We start from the raw sequence: 16,307 nt of genomic DNA on the forward strand, positions 1-16,307 counted from the left end.
GCGGTTTTTCTGTAGTGAGCGGGCTTGCTGTGGTGAGCGGGCTTGCCCCGCGCTGGGCTGCGAAGCAGACCCAAACCCAGGCACCTCGGTGTATCAGCTAAACCACATCGCCTGGAATGGGGCCGCTTCGCAGCCCAGCGCGGGGCAAGCCCGCTCACCACAGCAAGCCCGCCCGCCACAGCAAGCCCCCTCCCACATTAAGTCTGTCTTTCACCCACCCATCGCCAAACTACCAAGCAACCTAACTATTCCATTTGACTTTCGCTGCCTAGGCAGTAATATCTCGTCACACATTCACTGCCTAGGCAGTAATAAGGTGACTTTCTATGCCGCACTTCACCCCTGACAACTTCCACAACTGCCACCTTGGCCTGTTGCTGGGCCGCGCCGCGATCCTCAAGGACCGCATCATCGACACCCATATGGAACCCCACGGCATCACCGCCGCGCAGTTCAAGGTGTTGATTATCATGGCCCAGTTCGGTGTCGACACCCCCGCGGAGCTGTGCCGCAACCTGTCCCTGGACAGCGGCTCGATGACGCGCATGCTCGATCGCCTGGAGCAGAAAGGCTTGCTGTGCCGGCAGCGCTCCGAACAGGACCGGCGCCAGGTGCAACTGGTCCTCACCGCCGACGGCCAGCGCTTGGCGGACATGCTGCCGCACATCGGCGCCGCTGCGCTGAATCAGCTGGCCGGTGTGCTCGAACCGGGCGAGCTGGAAACCCTGGAACGCATCCTCAAGAAAATTCTGATAGCCGCAGGTGACCCCATCACCCTGCAGCGGGTAGGTAAAGCATGAACACACGCGCCCTATGCCTGGTGCTCATGGCCATGAGCATGGCCGGTTGCGCCAACTACAGCGGCCTCGACACCCAGGGCCAGCGCCTTGATGCCAATACGCTGCAAACCGGTAAGTCCTTGAGTGGGGTGACCCTCTCCAGTGCTGCCTGGCCGAGCGCCGATTGGTGGAAAAGCCTCGGCGACCCGCAGCTCGACGGCCTGATCAACGAAGCCCTGCAAAACAGCCCGGATATGCAAGTAGCCAGCGCCCGTGCGCATCAGGCTCAAGCGGCTGCCTACGCCGCCGACGCCGCGCGCATGCCGACCCTGGATGCCAGCGCCGGAGTGAGCCGTTCGCGCCTGGCCAAGGACCAGGACCCGCGCGGGGAGGGCGATGCCTACTCGACGGTGCGCAACATCGGCGCCAGCTTCAATTACACCTTCGACCTCTGGGGTGGCCAGCGCGCCGCCTGGGAGGCCGCGTTGGGCCAGGCGCGTGCCGCCCAAGTCGATCAACAGGCCGCGCGCCTGACCCTGGCCGCCGATGTGGCCAAGGCCTACAGCGATCTGGGCCAGGCCCATATCGTGCGTGACCTCGCTGAAGAAGACCTCAAGCGCACCCGGCAGATGCTCGAACTGAGCCAGCGTCGCCTGGATTCGGGCATCGACAGCCACTACCAGTACCAGCAAACCGAAAGCCTGGCGGCGAGTTCCGAGTCGCAGTTGATCGATGCGCAAAAACAACTGCAGAGCGCCAAGATCGCCCTGGCAGTGTTGCTCGGTAAAGGCCCGGACCGTGGCGGCGAACTGGCACGCCCGGCCGTGCTCAAGCCCGCCGCTGTGGCGGTGCCTGCGGTGCTGCCCGCCGAGCTGCTGGGCCGGCGCCCCGATCTGATCGCCGCGCGCTGGCGCGTGGAGGCGGCGGGTCGCAATATCGATGCGAGCAAAACCCGCTTCTACCCTAACCTCAATCTCAGCGCCAGCGCTGGCGCCGAGTCATTGCTGGGCGATGCGATGTTCGGTTCGGCCAGCCGCTTCTTCAATATTGCGCCGACGGTCTCGTTACCGATCTTCGACGGCGGCCGCCTGCGTGCCGACCTTGACGCTCGCGACGCTGACTACGACCTGGCCGTGGCGCAATACAACAAAACCCTGGTGCAAGCCCTGGGTGATATCGGCAACACCTTGTCGCAACTGCGCGACACCGGCCGGCAGATCCAGGCCCAGCAACACGCTACGGACATTGCCCAGCAGTCCTACGACACGGTGGTCCAGCGCTACGGCTCCGGCATCGGCAGCTACCTGGACGTGCTCAGCATCGAGCAGCAACTGCTGCAGGCCCAGCGTCAGCTGGCGACCCTCAATGCCGGGCAAATCACCCTGTCGATCCAATTGATGCAGGCCCTGGGCGGCGGTTACAGCGCCAGTAATGTCGCGTCGACCACCCCTGCCACCCGCACGGAATAATTCGAGGTATTTGTTATGGCCACTGCCGAACACTCCAACGCCACACCGCAACCGAACACCAACAACAACCCGCGCAAGCGCAAAGTCATGCTGATCGGCCTCGCCTTGATCGTCATCCTGGGCGTGGTCGGCGTGTGGGGCTGGTACGAACTGTACGGGCGCTTCAATGAAAGCACCGACGATGCCTATGTGAATGGCAACGTGGTGGAAATCACCCCGCTGGTCACCGGCACCGTGGTTAGCATCGGCGCCGATGATGGCGACCTGGTGCATGCCGGCCAGGTGCTGGTCAATTTCGACCCGAACGACGCCGCTGTCGGCCTGCAAAGTGCCCAGGCCAACTTGGCGCGCACCGTGCGCCAGGTACGTGGCTTGTACAGCAACGTTGACGGCATGAAAGCCCAGGTCAATGCGCAGAAAGCCGATGTGCAGACTGCCCAGGACAACTACAACCGCCGTAAGACCCTGGCCCAGGGCGGGGCGATTTCCCAGGAAGAACTGTCCCACGCCCGTGACAGCCTGACCGCAGCCAAGAACGCCCTGACCAATCTTGAACAGCAACTCAAAACCACCAACGCCCTGGTGGACGACACGGTGATCAGCTCGCACCCCGACGTGCAGGCCGCCGCCGCGCAACTGCGCCAGGCTTACCTGACCAACGCGCGCAGCACCTTGATCGCGCCGGTCACCGGCTACGTGGCCAAGCGCAGCGTGCAATTGGGCCAGCGCGTGCAACCAGGCACGGCGTTGATGGCGGTGATCCCACTGGACCAGCTGTGGATCGACGCTAACTTCAAGGAAACCCAACTTCGCGATATGCGCATCGGCCAGCCGGTGGACATTGAGTCGGACATCTACGGCAGCGACGTTAAATACAGCGGCACCGTCGACAGCCTCGGCGCCGGAACCGGTAGCGCATTCGCCTTGCTGCCGGCGCAGAACGCCACCGGTAACTGGATCAAAATCGTGCAGCGTGTGCCGGTGCGTATCCACATCAACGCCGAAGAACTGGCCAAGCACCCGCTGCGCGTGGGCTTGAGCACGGTGGTCAACGTCGACCTGCATGACCAGAGCGGCCCGGTGCTGGCGCAACAACCGCCGCAGAAGGCGTCGTTCACTACTACGGTGTATGACCAGCAACTGGCCGAGGCCGATGCCATGATCACGCAACTGATCCATGCCAACAGCGTCGCCGCTCCCAAGGCTGCGCAACGCTGATGAGCAAGGAAGCCTCGTTCACGCCGCCCAGCCTGTTGATGGCCACTATTGGCCTGTCGCTGGCGACCTTTATGCAGGTGCTCGACACCACCATCGCCAACGTGGCGTTGCCGACTATCTCCGGCAACCTGGGCGTGAGTTCGGAGCAGGGCACCTGGGTGATTACCTCGTTTGCGGTGAGCAACGCAATTGCATTGCCGCTCACCGGCTGGTTGAGCCGGCGCTTTGGCGAGGTGAAGCTGTTCCTGTGGGCGACCATGCTGTTTGTATTGGCGTCGTTCCTCTGCGGGATTTCCACGTCGATGCCCGAATTGATCGGGTTTCGGGTACTGCAAGGCCTGGTGGCCGGGCCGTTGTACCCGATGACCCAGACGCTGCTGATCGCGGTGTACCCGCCGGCCAAACGCGGCATGGCCCTGGCGCTGCTGGCGATGGTCACGGTGGTGGCGCCGATTGCCGGGCCGATCCTCGGCGGTTGGATCACTGACAGTTACAGCTGGCCGTGGATCTTCTTTATCAACGTACCCATCGGCATCTTTGCGGTGATGGTGGTGCGCTCGCAATTGAAGAAACGCCCGGTGCACACCAGTTACCAACCCATGGATTACGTCGGGTTGCTCAGCTTGATCGTCGGGGTTGGCGCGTTGCAGATCATCCTCGACAAGGGCAATGACCTGGACTGGTTCGAATCCAATTTCATCATTATCGGCGCGGCGATCTCGGCGATTGCCCTGGCGGTGTTTGTGATCTGGGAAATGACCGACGAGCATCCGGTGGTCAACCTGCGGCTGTTCGCTTACCGTAACTTCCGCATCGGCACCATCGTGTTGATCCTCGGCTATGCCGGTTTCTTCGGCATCAACCTGATCCTGCCGCAGTGGTTGCAGACCCAGATGGGCTACACCGCCACCTGGGCCGGGCTGGCGGTGGCGCCGATCGGTATTCTGCCGGTGCTGATGTCGCCGTTCGTGGGCAAGTACGCGCACAAGTTCGACTTGCGTCTGCTGGCGGGCCTGGCGTTCCTGGCGATTGGCCTGAGCTGCTTTATGCGCGCGGGCTTCACCAATGAAGTGGACTTTACCCATATCGCCCTGGTGCAACTGTTTATGGGGATCGGCGTGGCATTGTTCTTTATGCCGACCCTGAGCATCCTGATGTCCGACCTGCCTCCGCAGCAGATCGCCGACGGTGCCGGGCTCGCCACGTTCCTGCGTACCCTGGGTGGTAGCTTTGCGGCGTCGCTGACCACTTGGATCTGGATCCGCCGCGCCGACCAGCACCATGCGTACATGAGCGAAAGCATGACGCCCTATGACTCGGCCACCCGCGATGCCCTGCAGGCGCTGGGCGGAGCGGGGCAGAAGGCTTATACGCAGTTGGATCACATCCTCACCAGCCAGGCGTACATGATGTCCACCGTGGATTACTTCACGTTGCTGGGCTGGATGTTCATGGCGTTGATGTTGCTGGTGTGGCTGGCCAAGCCGCCGTTTGGTGCCAAGGCAGGGCCGGAAGCGTCCGGCCACTGATTGGCAAAGACTCAAATGCAATCAATTGTGGGAGGGGGCTTGGGCCCCCCCCACATTTTGATCTCTATCAGTGGGTTTGAGGATCAGGCGCCAGGCAATGCAAGTTGCGGGTTGACGAAGTCAAACGCCGCCAACTGAAAGCCTTGCTCATCCACCTGCAACGCCCAACCCTGCTTGTCCCAATCCCCGAGCACAATGCGCCGGGCAGCCTGGTCGCCGATCTGCAGCTTGTGGATCGCCGGGCGGTGGGTATGGCCGTGCACGAGTGTGCGCACGCCGAAGTGCTGCATGACCCGCGGCACTTCCTCGGGGGTGACATCCACAATGTCATTGGCCTTCATGCGCGTTTGCGCCCGGCTCTCGCTACGCAGCTTGCGCGCCAGCTTGTGGCGGCTGCCCAAGGGCAGATGGCGCAGGATAAACAGCACAATGGGGTTGCGCAGGATGCGCCGCAACTTCATATAGCCAAGGTCGCGGGTGCACAGGCTGTCGCCGTGCATCAGCAGCACGGGCTCACCGCGCAGTTGCACCACGCTCGGGTCTTTAAGCAGGGTGGCGCCGGCGACTTTGCAGAACGCCTTGCCAAGTAGGAAATCGCGGTTGCCGTGCATGATGAAAATCGCGGTGCCGCTGTCGCTCAGTTCACGCAGGTGCGCGCAAATCGAGCGTTGGAATTCGGTCATCCCATCGTCGCCAATCCAGGCTTCGAAGAAGTCCCCCAGAATGTACAACGCCTGGGCACCACGGGCGCGGCCGTGGAGCAGATCCAGAAACGCCCGGGTGATGTCCGGGCGCTCCTCTTCCAGATGCAAATCTGAAATCAGCAATATCACCCAACGATCTCGGCTTTCTCGACGATCACGTCTTCAGCAGGGACGTCCTGGTGGCCAGCCTTAGAGGTGGTGGACACGCCTTTGATCTTGTCGACCACATCGGTGCCTTCGGTGACTTTACCGAACACCGCATAACCCCAGCCCTGCACGTTCTTGCCGCTGTGGTTGAGGAAGGTGTTGTCGGCCACGTTGATGAAGAACTGCGCGGAGGCCGAATGCGGCTCCATGGTACGGGCCATGGCGACGGTGTACTTGTCGTTGGAGAGGCCGTTGTCCGCTTCGTTCTGGATGCTTGGGCGCTTGTCTTTCTTTTCCTTCATGCCTGGCTCGAAACCGCCGCCCTGGATCATGAAGTTGCCGATGACACGGTGGAAAACGGTGTTTTCGTAGTGGCCGGCTTTAACGTATTCGATGAAGTTGGCGACGGTGATCGGCGCTTTCTCGGCGTTCAGCTCGATGACGATGTCACCGTGGTTGGTGGTCAATTTGACTTGAGTCATGTGCACTACTCTTTTCAGGGAATTCGTGGGTTTGGGCGCGCAGAGCGCCTGACCTGTCTGGCTAAACGGCGGCCAAGGCGCGCAGTTTAGCGTGCCCGGCGGGAATTTCGAGGTGGTTTTTTACCGTCCGTGCATTAAATGCAGCAGTTTTTGGCCGCGCTCTGTCAGCGGCTTGACCGCTTCGGCTATGATAAGCCCTTTGTTTTATCTGGCCGCAAACGGCCACGAACCTGTCTGTTCAAGGATCCTATGAGCAAGCCCACTGTCGACCCTACCTCGAATTCCAAGGCCGGACCTGCCGTCCCGGTCAATTTCCTGCGCCCGATCATCCAGGCGGACCTGGATTCGGGCAAGCACACGCAGATCGTCACCCGTTTCCCGCCTGAGCCCAACGGCTACCTGCACATCGGTCACGCCAAGTCGATCTGTGTGAACTTCGGCCTGGCCCAGGAATTCGGCGGCGTCACGCACCTGCGTTTCGACGACACCAACCCGGCCAAGGAAGACCAGGAATACATCGACGCCATCGAAAGCGACGTGAAGTGGCTGGGTTTCGAATGGTCCGGTGAAGTGCGCTATGCCTCGCAGTACTTCGACCAGTTGCACGACTGGGCCGTGGAGTTGATCAAGGCCGGCAAGGCCTACGTCGACGATCTGAGCCCGGAGCAAGCCAAGGAATACCGTGGCACGCTGACCGAACCGGGCAAGAACAGCCCGTTCCGCGACCGTTCGGTGCAAGAGAACCTGGACTGGTTCGCCCGCATGCGCGCCGGTGAGTTCCCGGACGGCGCCCGCGTACTGCGCGCCAAGATCGACATGGCCTCGCCGAACATGAACCTGCGCGACCCGATCATGTACCGCATCCGCCACGCCCATCACCACCAGACCGGCGACAAGTGGTGCATCTACCCCAACTACGACTTCACCCACGGCCAGTCGGACGCCATCGAAGGCATCACTCATTCGATCTGCACCCTTGAGTTCGAGAGCCATCGTCCGCTGTACGAGTGGTTCCTGGACAACCTGCCGGTGCCGGCCCATCCGCGCCAGTACGAGTTCAGCCGCCTGAACCTGAACTACACCATCACCAGCAAGCGCAAGCTCAAGCAGCTGGTGGATGAAAAGCACGTGCATGGCTGGGACGACCCGCGCATGTCCACGCTGTCGGGCTTCCGCCGCCGTGGCTACACGCCGGCTTCGATCCGTAATTTCTGCGAAATGGTCGGCACCAACCGTTCCGACGGCGTAGTGGACTACGGCATGCTCGAATTCAGCATCCGCCAGGACCTCGACGCCAACGCGCCGCGCGCCATGTGCGTACTGCGTCCGCTGAAAGTGGTGATCACCAACTACCCGGAAGACAAGGTCGACCACCTCGAACTGCCGCGTCATCCGCAGAACGAAGCCCTCGGCGTGCGCAAGCTGCCGTTCGCCCGTGAAATCTACATCGACCGTGACGACTTCATGGAAGAGCCGCCAAAAGGCTACAAGCGCCTGGAGCCGAACGGCGAAGTGCGCCTGCGCGGCAGCTACGTGATCCGCGCCGACGAAGCGATCAAGGACGCCGACGGCAACATCGTCGAACTGCGTTGCTCGTACGACCCGGACACCCTGGGCAAGAACCCCGAAGGCCGCAAGGTCAAGGGCGTGATCCACTGGGTGCCGGCCGCCGCCAGCGTCGAGTGCGAAGTACGTCTGTACGACCGTCTGTTCCGCTCGCCGAATCCCGAGAAGGCCGAAGACAGCGCCAGTTTCCTCGACAACATCAACCCTGACTCCCTGCAAGTACTCACTGGTTGTCGTGCCGAGCCATCGCTTGGTGACGCACAGCCGGAAGACCGTTTCCAGTTCGAGCGCGAAGGCTACTTCTGCGCGGATATCAAGGACTCGAAACCTGGTGCTCCGGTATTCAACCGTACCGTGACCCTGCGTGATTCGTGGGGCCAGTGATTCTCTAAGGAAGCCGTTGTGCTAACGATCTACAACACACTCAGCAAGACCAAAGAGGTCTTCAAGCCGCTCGATGGCAACAAGGTGCGCATGTACGTGTGCGGCATGACCGTGTACGACTACTGCCACATCGGCCACGGCCGCAGCATGGTGGCCTTCGACCTGGTCACCCGCTGGCTGCGTTTCAGCGGCTATGACCTGACCTACGTGCGTAACATCACCGACATCGACGACAAGATCATCAATCGCGCCAACGAAAACGGCGAGTCGTTCGACGCGTTGACCGAGCGCATGATCGCCGCGATGCACGAGGACGAGGCGCGCCTCAACATCCTCAAACCGGACATGGAACCGCGCGCCACCGACCACATCGCCGGCATGCACGCAATGATCCAGGCCCTGATCGACAAGGGTTACGCCTACGCGCCGGGCAATGGCGACGTGTACTACCGCGTGGCCAAGTTCATGGGCTACGGCAAGCTGTCGCGCAAGAAAATCGAAGACCTGCGCATCGGCGCGCGCATCGAAGTCGACGAAGCCAAGCAAGACCCGCTGGACTTCGTGCTGTGGAAAGCCACCAAGCCCGGCGAGCCGAGCTGGGAGTCGCCGTGGGGCGCAGGCCGTCCGGGCTGGCACATCGAGTGCTCGGTGATGTCCACCTGCTGCCTGGGCGAGACCTTCGACATTCACGGCGGCGGTAGCGACCTGGAGTTCCCGCACCACGAAAACGAAATCGCCCAGAGCGAAGCCGCCACCGGCAAGACCTACGCCAATGCCTGGATGCACTGCGGCATGATCCGCATCAATGGCGAGAAGATGTCCAAGTCCTTGAACAACTTCTTCACCATCCGCGACGTGCTGGAAAAGTACCACCCGGAAGTGGTGCGTTACCTGCTGGTGTCCAGCCACTACCGCAGCGCCATCAACTACTCGGAAGACAACCTCAAGGACGCCAAGGGCGCCCTGGAGCGGTTCTACCACGCGTTGAAGGGCTTGCCCGCCGTTGCACCTGCCGGCGGCGAAGCCTTCGTGGCACGCTTTACCGAAGTCATGAACGACGACTTCGGCACGCCGGAAGCCTGCGCGGTGCTGTTCGAAATGGTGCGCGAGATCAACCGCCTGCGCGAGAGCGACCTCGACGCGGCGGCAGGCCTGGCGGCACGCTTGAAAGAACTGGCGAGCGTGTTGGGCGTGCTGCAGATGGAAGCCGACGACTTCCTGCAAGCCGGCGCCGAAGGGCGTGTGGACGCGGCTGAAGTCGATGCGCTGATCCAGGCGCGTTTGACTGCGCGGACCAACAAGGACTGGGCGGAATCCGACCGTATCCGTGACCAACTGACCGCGATGGGTGTGGTGTTGGAAGACGGCAAAGGCGGCACGACCTGGCGGTTGGCTGATCAAGCTTGATCGTTGATTGCTGAATAAAAAACGCCCCGACTGGTTCGGGGCTTTTTTTGCATACCGTTTTAGTGAGCGGCTCATCCGATCCCGTGTGGGAGGGGCGGCGCGACGATTCGACTTGCCCCCGATAGCGGTGGCTCAGCCAACATACCTGCCAACAGTGCCGCTGCCTTCGAAGCCTCGCTAAAGCTCGACATCTCCCACAGGGGATTGGCGGTATCCTTGAGATCTACAGCCGGGCTTCTTTCTACCTGTCAACAACGATCAAGTGTGGGAGGGGGCTTGCTCCCGATAGCGGTGGGTCAGCCAACATACCTGCCAACAGTACCGCCGCCTTCGAAGCCTCGCTAAAGCTCGACATCTCCCACAGTGGATTGGTGGTCTCCATGAGATCTGCAGCCCGGCTGCTTTCTATCTGCCAACAACGATCAAGTGTGGGAGGGGGCTTGCTCCCGATAGCGGTGGGTCAGCCAACATACCTGCCAACAGTACCGCCGCCTTCGAAGCCTCGCTAAAGCTCGACATCTCCCACAGGGGATTGGCGGTATCCTTGAGATCTACAGCCGGGCTGCTTTCTACCTGTCAACAACGATCAAGTGTGGGAGGGGGCTTGCTCCCGATAGCGGTGGGTCAGCCAACATACCTGCCAACAGTGCCGCCGTCTTCGAAGCCTCGCTAAAGCTCGACATCTCCCACAGGGGATTGGCGGTATCCTTGAGATTTACAGCCGGGCTGCTTTCTACCTATCAACAACGATCAAGTGTGGGAGGGGGCTTGCCCCCGATAGCGGTGGCTCAGCCAACAGTACCGCCGTCTTCGAAGCCTCGCTAAAGCTCGACATCTCCCACAGGGGATTGGCGGTATCCTTGAGATCTACAGCCGGGCTGCTTTCTACCTGTCAACAACGATCAAGTGTGGGAGGGGGCTTGCTCCCGATAGCGGTGGGTCAGCCAACATACCTGCCAACAGTGCCGCCGCCTTCGAAGCCTCGCTAAAGCTCGACATCTCCCACAGGGGATTGGCGGTATCCATGAGATCTGCAGCCCGGCTGCTTTCTATCTGCCAACGGTGATCAAGTAGGGGAGGGGTTGGGCTCATTGTCTGTTCCTTCAGAGGGCTGCGTCTGGAAAAGGGATGGACCTAGCCGCTGGAAACCTGCGAAAGCTGTGTTAGATACGCAGGTGTCGTAGTGACGACATAAGCACTCTTTGTCGCGTCGTTATGAATCGTCTCGTGGTATCTGCCGTCCTTGAAATGCAGGGCGACGCCATCATCGACGGCGTAGGCGGGCTGTACGTCTTTGAGCCGGACAAGCTCAACAAACGAAGCTTCTCTTCCCGCCTCTGAACTGAAATGCGGACACAGCGCTCCTGGCAGAAAACCCAGGCCGGTAATCAGGGCGAACGCTCCCCCTGAGTCAGAGTGCCCATACTCAAACCAGCAAATCGCCCCTGCACTGACACCACACAGGACCTTACCGTTTTCCCATGCCTCTTTCAGAAGGCCCACCGCGCCAAACTCACGCCAGATAGCCACCATGGCACGGGTATTCCCGCCTGCCACGTAGATGATATCGGCTTGCTTAAACAACGATGAAATATGATCAGGGCTGGGAAAGGGTGGAATAAAGAATGTCAGCGTGCGTACGCTGCAACCAGCGCTCTCATATTTGGCCGTGAAGTCGGTAATCTTTACACGGTCGTCGCCGTTGGCGGTGGAGATATAGAGAACCGTGGGATGGGCTTTGCCGGAGGAAGCGACGATATATTCGTCGATGCGGGTCATGCGCTGCATGTCTTCGCTGGACTCGCCGCCGATGACAATGATGTTTTTATCCATGGTGAGCTCCTGTCTCAGCACGGCGACATACCCAGGTCTTAGGGGATCCCCAAAATGCCCGTAGGGTTTCACGCTCATTTCATCCTAGCTTTAGATGGTTGCCACGATTAAACCCCAGACGAAACTGGCGGTATTGGCTGAGCTGGCAGAGCGAATCCGGTCTGTCGTCTAGTACAGTCCAAATGTGGGAGGGGGCTTGCCCCCGATTGCGGCTCAGCCAGCTCATCTGTAGCTGGTCCACCGTCATCGGGGGCAAGCCCCTCCACATTGGTTGACCTTGCAGGCTTTCAGCGCTCAGCGCCGGCTGCTGACCTCAGCCGGCACATCATCCCCGGCCATGCGCTTGCGGAACAATGCCGTGCGGGCCAGCAATACTGTGGTCACCGGCACGGTGATCGACAGCAGAATCGGGATCAGCCAGCCATGCAGCACCGGCCCGGATTTGAGCACTGAAAAGTAGATGATCGACGCCAACGCCACGCACCACGCGCCCAAGGTCGAGGCCAGGGCCGGTGGGTGCATGCGCTGGAAGAAGTCCTTCATGCGCAGCAGCCCCAATGCGCCAATCAGTGCAAACAGGCTGCTGAGTACCAGCAGCACGCCCACCACGATTTCCATCCATAACGGCATCATTCAATCACCTCTCCACGCAGCAGGAATTTGGCCAGGGCAAACGAGCCCACGAAGCCGAACAGCGCGATCAGCAGCGCCGCTTCAAAGTAGGTGTCACTGGCATAACGAATGCCCAGTACCAGCATCATCAGCATTGCCAGGATGTACAGATAGTCCAGGGCCAGAACCCGGTCCTGGGCCGACGGGCCTTTGAACAGGCGTATCAGGGTCAGCACCATGGCCAGGGAAAACAGGAACAGGCTGAACAGGATCGCGTTGGCGAGCAGGGGGCTCATTCGAAGATCTCCATCAGGGGCCGCTCGTAGGTGGATTTGAAGTGCTCGATAAACTGCGCTTCATCGTCCAGATCGAATACGTGCAGCAGCAGGATGCTGCGGTCCAGCGCCAGTTCCGACCAAATGGTGCCGGGCACCACGGTGGTGATCATCGACAGCGCCGCCAGGCCGTTGGGGTCACGCAGGTCCAAGGGGATCTTGATAAAGCACGAGCGCGGCGGGCGCGAGCCGCAGGTCAGCACGCCCCAGGCCACTTGCAGGTTGGACACGATCACGTCGCGCCCCACCAGCAGCAACAGGCGCAGAATCACGCCCGGACGGCGGATGCGGATCGGCAGCGGCCGCAACGGCGCCATCATCAGCGGGGCCAGAAAGCCCAGCAACGCGCCGAGCAGCAGATTGCCAGGGCTGACGGACAGGTTCAGCACCAGCCACAGCAGCCACAACGCCAGGGACAGCCACGGGGCAGGGAATAGGCGCTTCATGGTTGCACCTGTGCGGCAGTGGCCTTGGCTTCAGGGCTGGGCACCGGGCGCGTGGCCATGACGGCCATCACGTACTGTTCGGGGTTGTTCAGGCTCTGGGCGGTGGCCTGGGTGTAGCGCATCAGCGGTTCTGCCTTGAAGGTCAGCGCGATGCTCAGCCCCAGTAAGAAGAAGATCGGCAGGCATTCATAGCGACGCAGCAGTGGCGACGGGCGTTCTTCCGGGGTCCAGAAGCGCTGGATGCCCATACGCGCAAACGCGATCAGCGAGGCCAGGCCGGACAGGATCAACAGCACCACCAGGCCCCACGCGGCGGGCCGGATCGGCGCGTCGGCGCTGGCACCGAGGCCCAACGGGTTGACCAGTGCGCTCAACAGGCTGAGCTTGCCGATAAACCCGGACAGCGGCGGCATGCCGATAATCAGCAGGGCGCAGGCCACGAAGCTCAAGCCGAGGAAGGCCATGGTCCAGGGGATCACCTGGCCGATCACGGCTTTCTGCTCATCGTCCAGGTTCACGCCGGGTCGAGGGTGCAGGGACTCCATGGCTTTGGGCAAGGCGTCGATTTCTTCATCCAGCGGCAGGTCGTTGGCCGAGCGCGAACGCTCGATCAGTTCAGCCAGCAGGAACAGGGCACTCAAGGCCAGGGTGGAGCTGATCAGATAGAACAACGCGCCAGCGGTCAGGCTCGGTTGGGCGAAGCCTACCGCCGATAGCAGGATCCCGGCCGAGACCAGGATACTCAGGCTCGCCATACGCTCCAGGCGTTGCGCCGCTACCATCGCCAGCGCCGCACAGATGATCGTGGCCATGCCGCCGTACACCAGCCAGTCGCCGCCGAACAATGCCGACGCGCCGGCCTGGCCGGAAAACAGCAGGGTCCACAGGCGCAGCACGGTGTACACGCCGACCTTGGTCATGATCGCGAACATCGCCGCCACCGGCGCACTGGCTGAAGAGTAGGCCGGCGCCAGCCAGAAGTTCAGCGGCCACATGCCGGCCTTGGCCAGGAAGGCGGTGGCGAGGATCGCCGCACCGGCGTGCAGCAGGCCGCGATCGGCCTCGGGCACCAGCGGGATTTTCAGCGCCAGGTCGGCGAAGTTCAGCGTGCCGGTAACCCCGTAGATCATCGCCGCGCCGATCAGGAACAGCGACGACGCCAACAGGTTGATCGCGATGTAATGCAGCCCCGACGATACCCGCGCGCGGCCGGAGCCATGCAACATCAACCCGTAGGACGCGGCCAGCAGCACCTCGAAAAATACGAACAGGTTGAACAGGTCTGCGGTGAGGAATGCACCGTACAGGCCCATCATCTGGATCTGGAACAGCGCGTGGAAACTGGTGCCGGCGCGGTCCCAGCGCGCCATGGCGAACAGCAGCGCACTGACGCCAATGATCCCGGTGAGCACCAGCATCAGCGCCGACAGTTGATCCACCACCAGCACAATACCGAACGGCACTTGCCAGTTGCCCGGCAGGTACACACCGATGGAGCCGGGGCCGCCTTGCTGCGTCCAGTACAGCAGCAGGATCGCCGTGGCGAGGCCAAGCACGCTGGAAAACAGGTTGATACGCGCCTTGAGTGGCCGGCGTTTCTCGCTGAGCATCAGCATCAGCGCGGCGGTCAGCAGTGGCAGCAGGATCGGCGCGACGATCAGTTGGTTAACCCACGTCATTCCTTGGGCTCCCGGCCGTCCACATGGTCGGTGCCGGTCAGGCCCCGCGATGCCAGCAACACCACCAGAAACAGCGCGGTCATGGCGAAGCTGATCACGATGGCGGTCAGCACCAGGGCCTGGGGCAGGGGATCGGTATAGTGCAACAGATCCTGCGGCACGCCGTCCTTGATGATCGGCTCCTTGCCGATAAACAGGCTGCCCATGCTGAAAATGAACAGGTTGACCCCGTAGGACAGCAGGCACAGGCCCATCACCACCTGGAACGTCCGTGGCCGCAGGATCAACCAGACGCCGGAGGCCGCCAGGACCCCAATGGCAATTGCGATGACTTCTTCCATCAGGCGGCTCCTTCGGTTGCAGCGACTGCTTTAGGCTGGTTGCTCGGTTTATGCGCACGCACCGATTGGTGGCCGAGGGCGGTGAGCATCAACAGGGTCGAACCGACCACCATGGCGTACACGCCCACATCGAAGAACAACGCGCTGGCGATATGGATATCCCCCAGCACCGGCACGCTCAGATGCAGGGTGTGGGTGGTGAGGAACGGATAGCCGAAGCACAGCGCACCAAGCCCGGTGAGGGTCGCGGAAAACAAACCGAAGCCCATCCAGCGCATCGGCCGCAGGCTCATCTGCGCCTCGACCCACTGGGTGCCGGCCACCATGTACTGCAGGATAAACGCCACCGACATCACCAGGCCCGCGACAAAACCGCCGCCCGGTTGGTTGTGGCCGCGCATAAACAGATAAAACGACACCACCAGCGCAATCGGCAGCAGCAAGCGCACCAGCACCGCCGGCACCATCATAAAGCCCAGGGCGGTGTCGCTGGCCTGGCGTGGGTTGACCAGGTCGGTGGCCACGTCCGGCGCCAACTGCCGCTGTTGTGGCGGCAGCTCCATACTTTCCTTGGATGGGCGGAAACGCCGCAGCAGGGCGTAGACCGTCAGCGCCACGGCGCCGAGCACGGTGATTTCGCCCAGGGTATCGAAGCCTCGGAAGTCCACCAGCATCACGTTCACCACATTGCTGCCGCCACCTTCGGGCAGGGCGCGGCTGAGGTAGAACGAGGAGATATCGTTGGGGGTCTGGCGGGTCAGCATCGCGTAGGACAGCAACGCCATGCCACCACCCACCACGGTGGACAGCAGGAAGTCGCGGACCCGGCGCACCCTGGCCCTGCGCAAGGTGTTAGGCAGTGGCGAAACCTCTTCGATCCGCCGTGGCAGCCAGCGCAGGCCGAGCAGGATCAGCACGGTGGTCACCACTTCCACCACCAGTTGGGTCAAGGCCAGGTCCGGCGCCGAGAACCACACGAATGTAATGCAGGTCATCAGCCCACACACGCTGACCATGGTCAGGGCGGCGAGCCGGTGGTATTTGGCTTGCCAGGCGGCGCCCAGGGCGCAGGCGATCGCCAACACCCAAAGGGTCACGAACACCACCGAACCGGGGATTTTCGGACGGTCACCCCAGCTAAGGCCACTGTTGAGCATGGGGATCATGCCGCCGATCAGCGCCACCAGTACCAATAGGAACAACTGCGGTTGCAGGCGCTTGGTGCTGATGCGTTTTTCGATCTTGCGCACGCCGCGCATCATCACCACCAGGCTGCGTTCGAAGCCGCGCTTGCCGTTGAAATAACTGATCACCGGCGGATATTTGAACCGACCGCGCTTAAGCTGCTTGCGCAGCATCAGGTACAGCACCACACC

15 protein-coding genes are annotated in these 16,307 nt (G+C 61.7%); 6 read left to right on the forward strand and 9 right to left on the reverse strand.

All coding sequences use genetic code 11. The annotated features are described in order from the left end of the window. Positions 1-326: 326 nt before the first annotated feature. From ABX75_RS22630 to ABX75_RS22645, 4 genes are read left to right on the forward strand one after another with little or no spacing between them, the layout of a single operon-like run. Positions 327-800, forward strand: coding sequence for a MarR family winged helix-turn-helix transcriptional regulator (locus ABX75_RS22630; RefSeq protein WP_034098790.1), 474 nt, complete (start codon positions 327-329; stop codon positions 798-800). Next, positions 797-2,248 carry an efflux transporter outer membrane subunit gene (locus ABX75_RS22635; protein ID WP_034098788.1) on the forward strand — a complete coding sequence of 484 codons (1,452 nt, stop codon included), beginning with the start codon at positions 797-799 and terminating at the stop codon, positions 2,246-2,248. The genes ABX75_RS22630 and ABX75_RS22635 overlap by 4 nt, the downstream gene beginning before the upstream one ends. Positions 2,249-2,263: 15 nt before the next feature. Continuing rightward, on the forward strand, positions 2,264-3,466 hold the full coding sequence (locus ABX75_RS22640) for an efflux RND transporter periplasmic adaptor subunit (RefSeq protein ID WP_034098786.1): 1,203 nt from the start codon (positions 2,264-2,266) through the stop codon (positions 3,464-3,466). Continuing rightward, complete coding sequence (locus ABX75_RS22645) at positions 3,466-4,995, forward strand: DHA2 family efflux MFS transporter permease subunit (RefSeq protein ID WP_034098778.1); 1,530 nt, start codon at positions 3,466-3,468, stop codon at positions 4,993-4,995. Before ABX75_RS22640 ends, ABX75_RS22645 begins: the two co-directional genes overlap by 1 nt. A gap of 83 nt (positions 4,996-5,078) precedes the next feature. Here ABX75_RS22645 and lpxH read toward each other — a convergent pair whose 3' ends face one another. Continuing rightward, the gene (lpxH, locus tag ABX75_RS22650) at positions 5,079-5,828 is read right to left on the reverse strand and encodes a UDP-2,3-diacylglucosamine diphosphatase (RefSeq protein ID WP_047882700.1); all 750 of its coding nucleotides are present in this window, start codon (positions 5,826-5,828) and stop codon (positions 5,079-5,081) included. After that, positions 5,825-6,328 (reverse strand): peptidylprolyl isomerase, encoded by a 504-nt coding sequence (locus ABX75_RS22655; RefSeq protein WP_034098775.1) that lies wholly within the window; start codon positions 6,326-6,328, stop codon positions 5,825-5,827. The genes lpxH and ABX75_RS22655 overlap by 4 nt, the downstream gene beginning before the upstream one ends. Positions 6,329-6,577: 249 nt before the next feature. Here ABX75_RS22655 and ABX75_RS22660 point away from each other — a divergent pair, with 249 nt between their 5' ends. Both ABX75_RS22660 and cysS read left to right on the forward strand, forming a co-directional pair. Continuing rightward, the gene (locus ABX75_RS22660; RefSeq protein WP_034098773.1) at positions 6,578-8,278 is read left to right on the forward strand and encodes a glutamine--tRNA ligase/YqeY domain fusion protein; all 1,701 of its coding nucleotides are present in this window, start codon (positions 6,578-6,580) and stop codon (positions 8,276-8,278) included. Positions 8,279-8,296: 18 nt separating this feature from the next. Beyond that, entirely contained in the window at positions 8,297-9,685 is a 1,389-nt protein-coding gene (gene cysS, locus ABX75_RS22665; protein WP_047882701.1) for a cysteine--tRNA ligase, read from the forward strand. Positions 9,686-10,819: 1,134 nt separating this feature from the next. Here cysS and ABX75_RS22675 read toward each other — a convergent pair. The 7 genes from ABX75_RS22675 to mbhE form a co-directional block, all read right to left on the reverse strand. After that, positions 10,820-11,518, reverse strand: coding sequence for a peptidase E (locus ABX75_RS22675; protein WP_034098767.1), 699 nt, complete (start codon positions 11,516-11,518; stop codon positions 10,820-10,822). Positions 11,519-11,812: 294 nt separating this feature from the next. After that, positions 11,813-12,151, reverse strand: a complete 339-nt coding sequence (locus tag ABX75_RS22680) for a Na+/H+ antiporter subunit G (RefSeq protein ID WP_034098765.1) — start codon at positions 12,149-12,151, stop codon at positions 11,813-11,815. Beyond that, positions 12,148-12,426 (reverse strand): K+/H+ antiporter subunit F, encoded by a 279-nt coding sequence (locus tag ABX75_RS22685; RefSeq protein ID WP_034098763.1) that lies wholly within the window; start codon positions 12,424-12,426, stop codon positions 12,148-12,150. The genes ABX75_RS22680 and ABX75_RS22685 overlap by 4 nt, the downstream gene beginning before the upstream one ends. After that, entirely contained in the window at positions 12,423-12,911 is a 489-nt protein-coding gene (locus ABX75_RS22690; protein ID WP_034098762.1) for a Na+/H+ antiporter subunit E, read from the reverse strand. The genes ABX75_RS22685 and ABX75_RS22690 overlap by 4 nt, the downstream gene beginning before the upstream one ends. Further along, positions 12,908-14,590 (reverse strand): monovalent cation/H+ antiporter subunit D, encoded by a 1,683-nt coding sequence (locus tag ABX75_RS22695; RefSeq protein WP_034098760.1) that lies wholly within the window; start codon positions 14,588-14,590, stop codon positions 12,908-12,910. The genes ABX75_RS22690 and ABX75_RS22695 overlap by 4 nt, the downstream gene beginning before the upstream one ends. After that, positions 14,587-14,931, reverse strand: coding sequence for a Na+/H+ antiporter subunit C (locus tag ABX75_RS22700; protein WP_007986256.1), 345 nt, complete (start codon positions 14,929-14,931; stop codon positions 14,587-14,589). Before ABX75_RS22700 ends, ABX75_RS22695 begins: the two co-directional genes overlap by 4 nt. Next, on the reverse strand, positions 14,931-16,307 hold a 1,377-nt coding region (mbhE, locus tag ABX75_RS22705), incomplete at its 5' end, for a hydrogen gas-evolving membrane-bound hydrogenase subunit E (RefSeq protein ID WP_047882705.1). The genes ABX75_RS22700 and mbhE, both read right to left, overlap by 1 nt.

This window comes from Pseudomonas sp. ARP3, from assembly GCF_001029595.1.
Lineage (GTDB): Bacteria > Pseudomonadota > Gammaproteobacteria > Pseudomonadales > Pseudomonadaceae > Aquipseudomonas > Aquipseudomonas rhodesiae.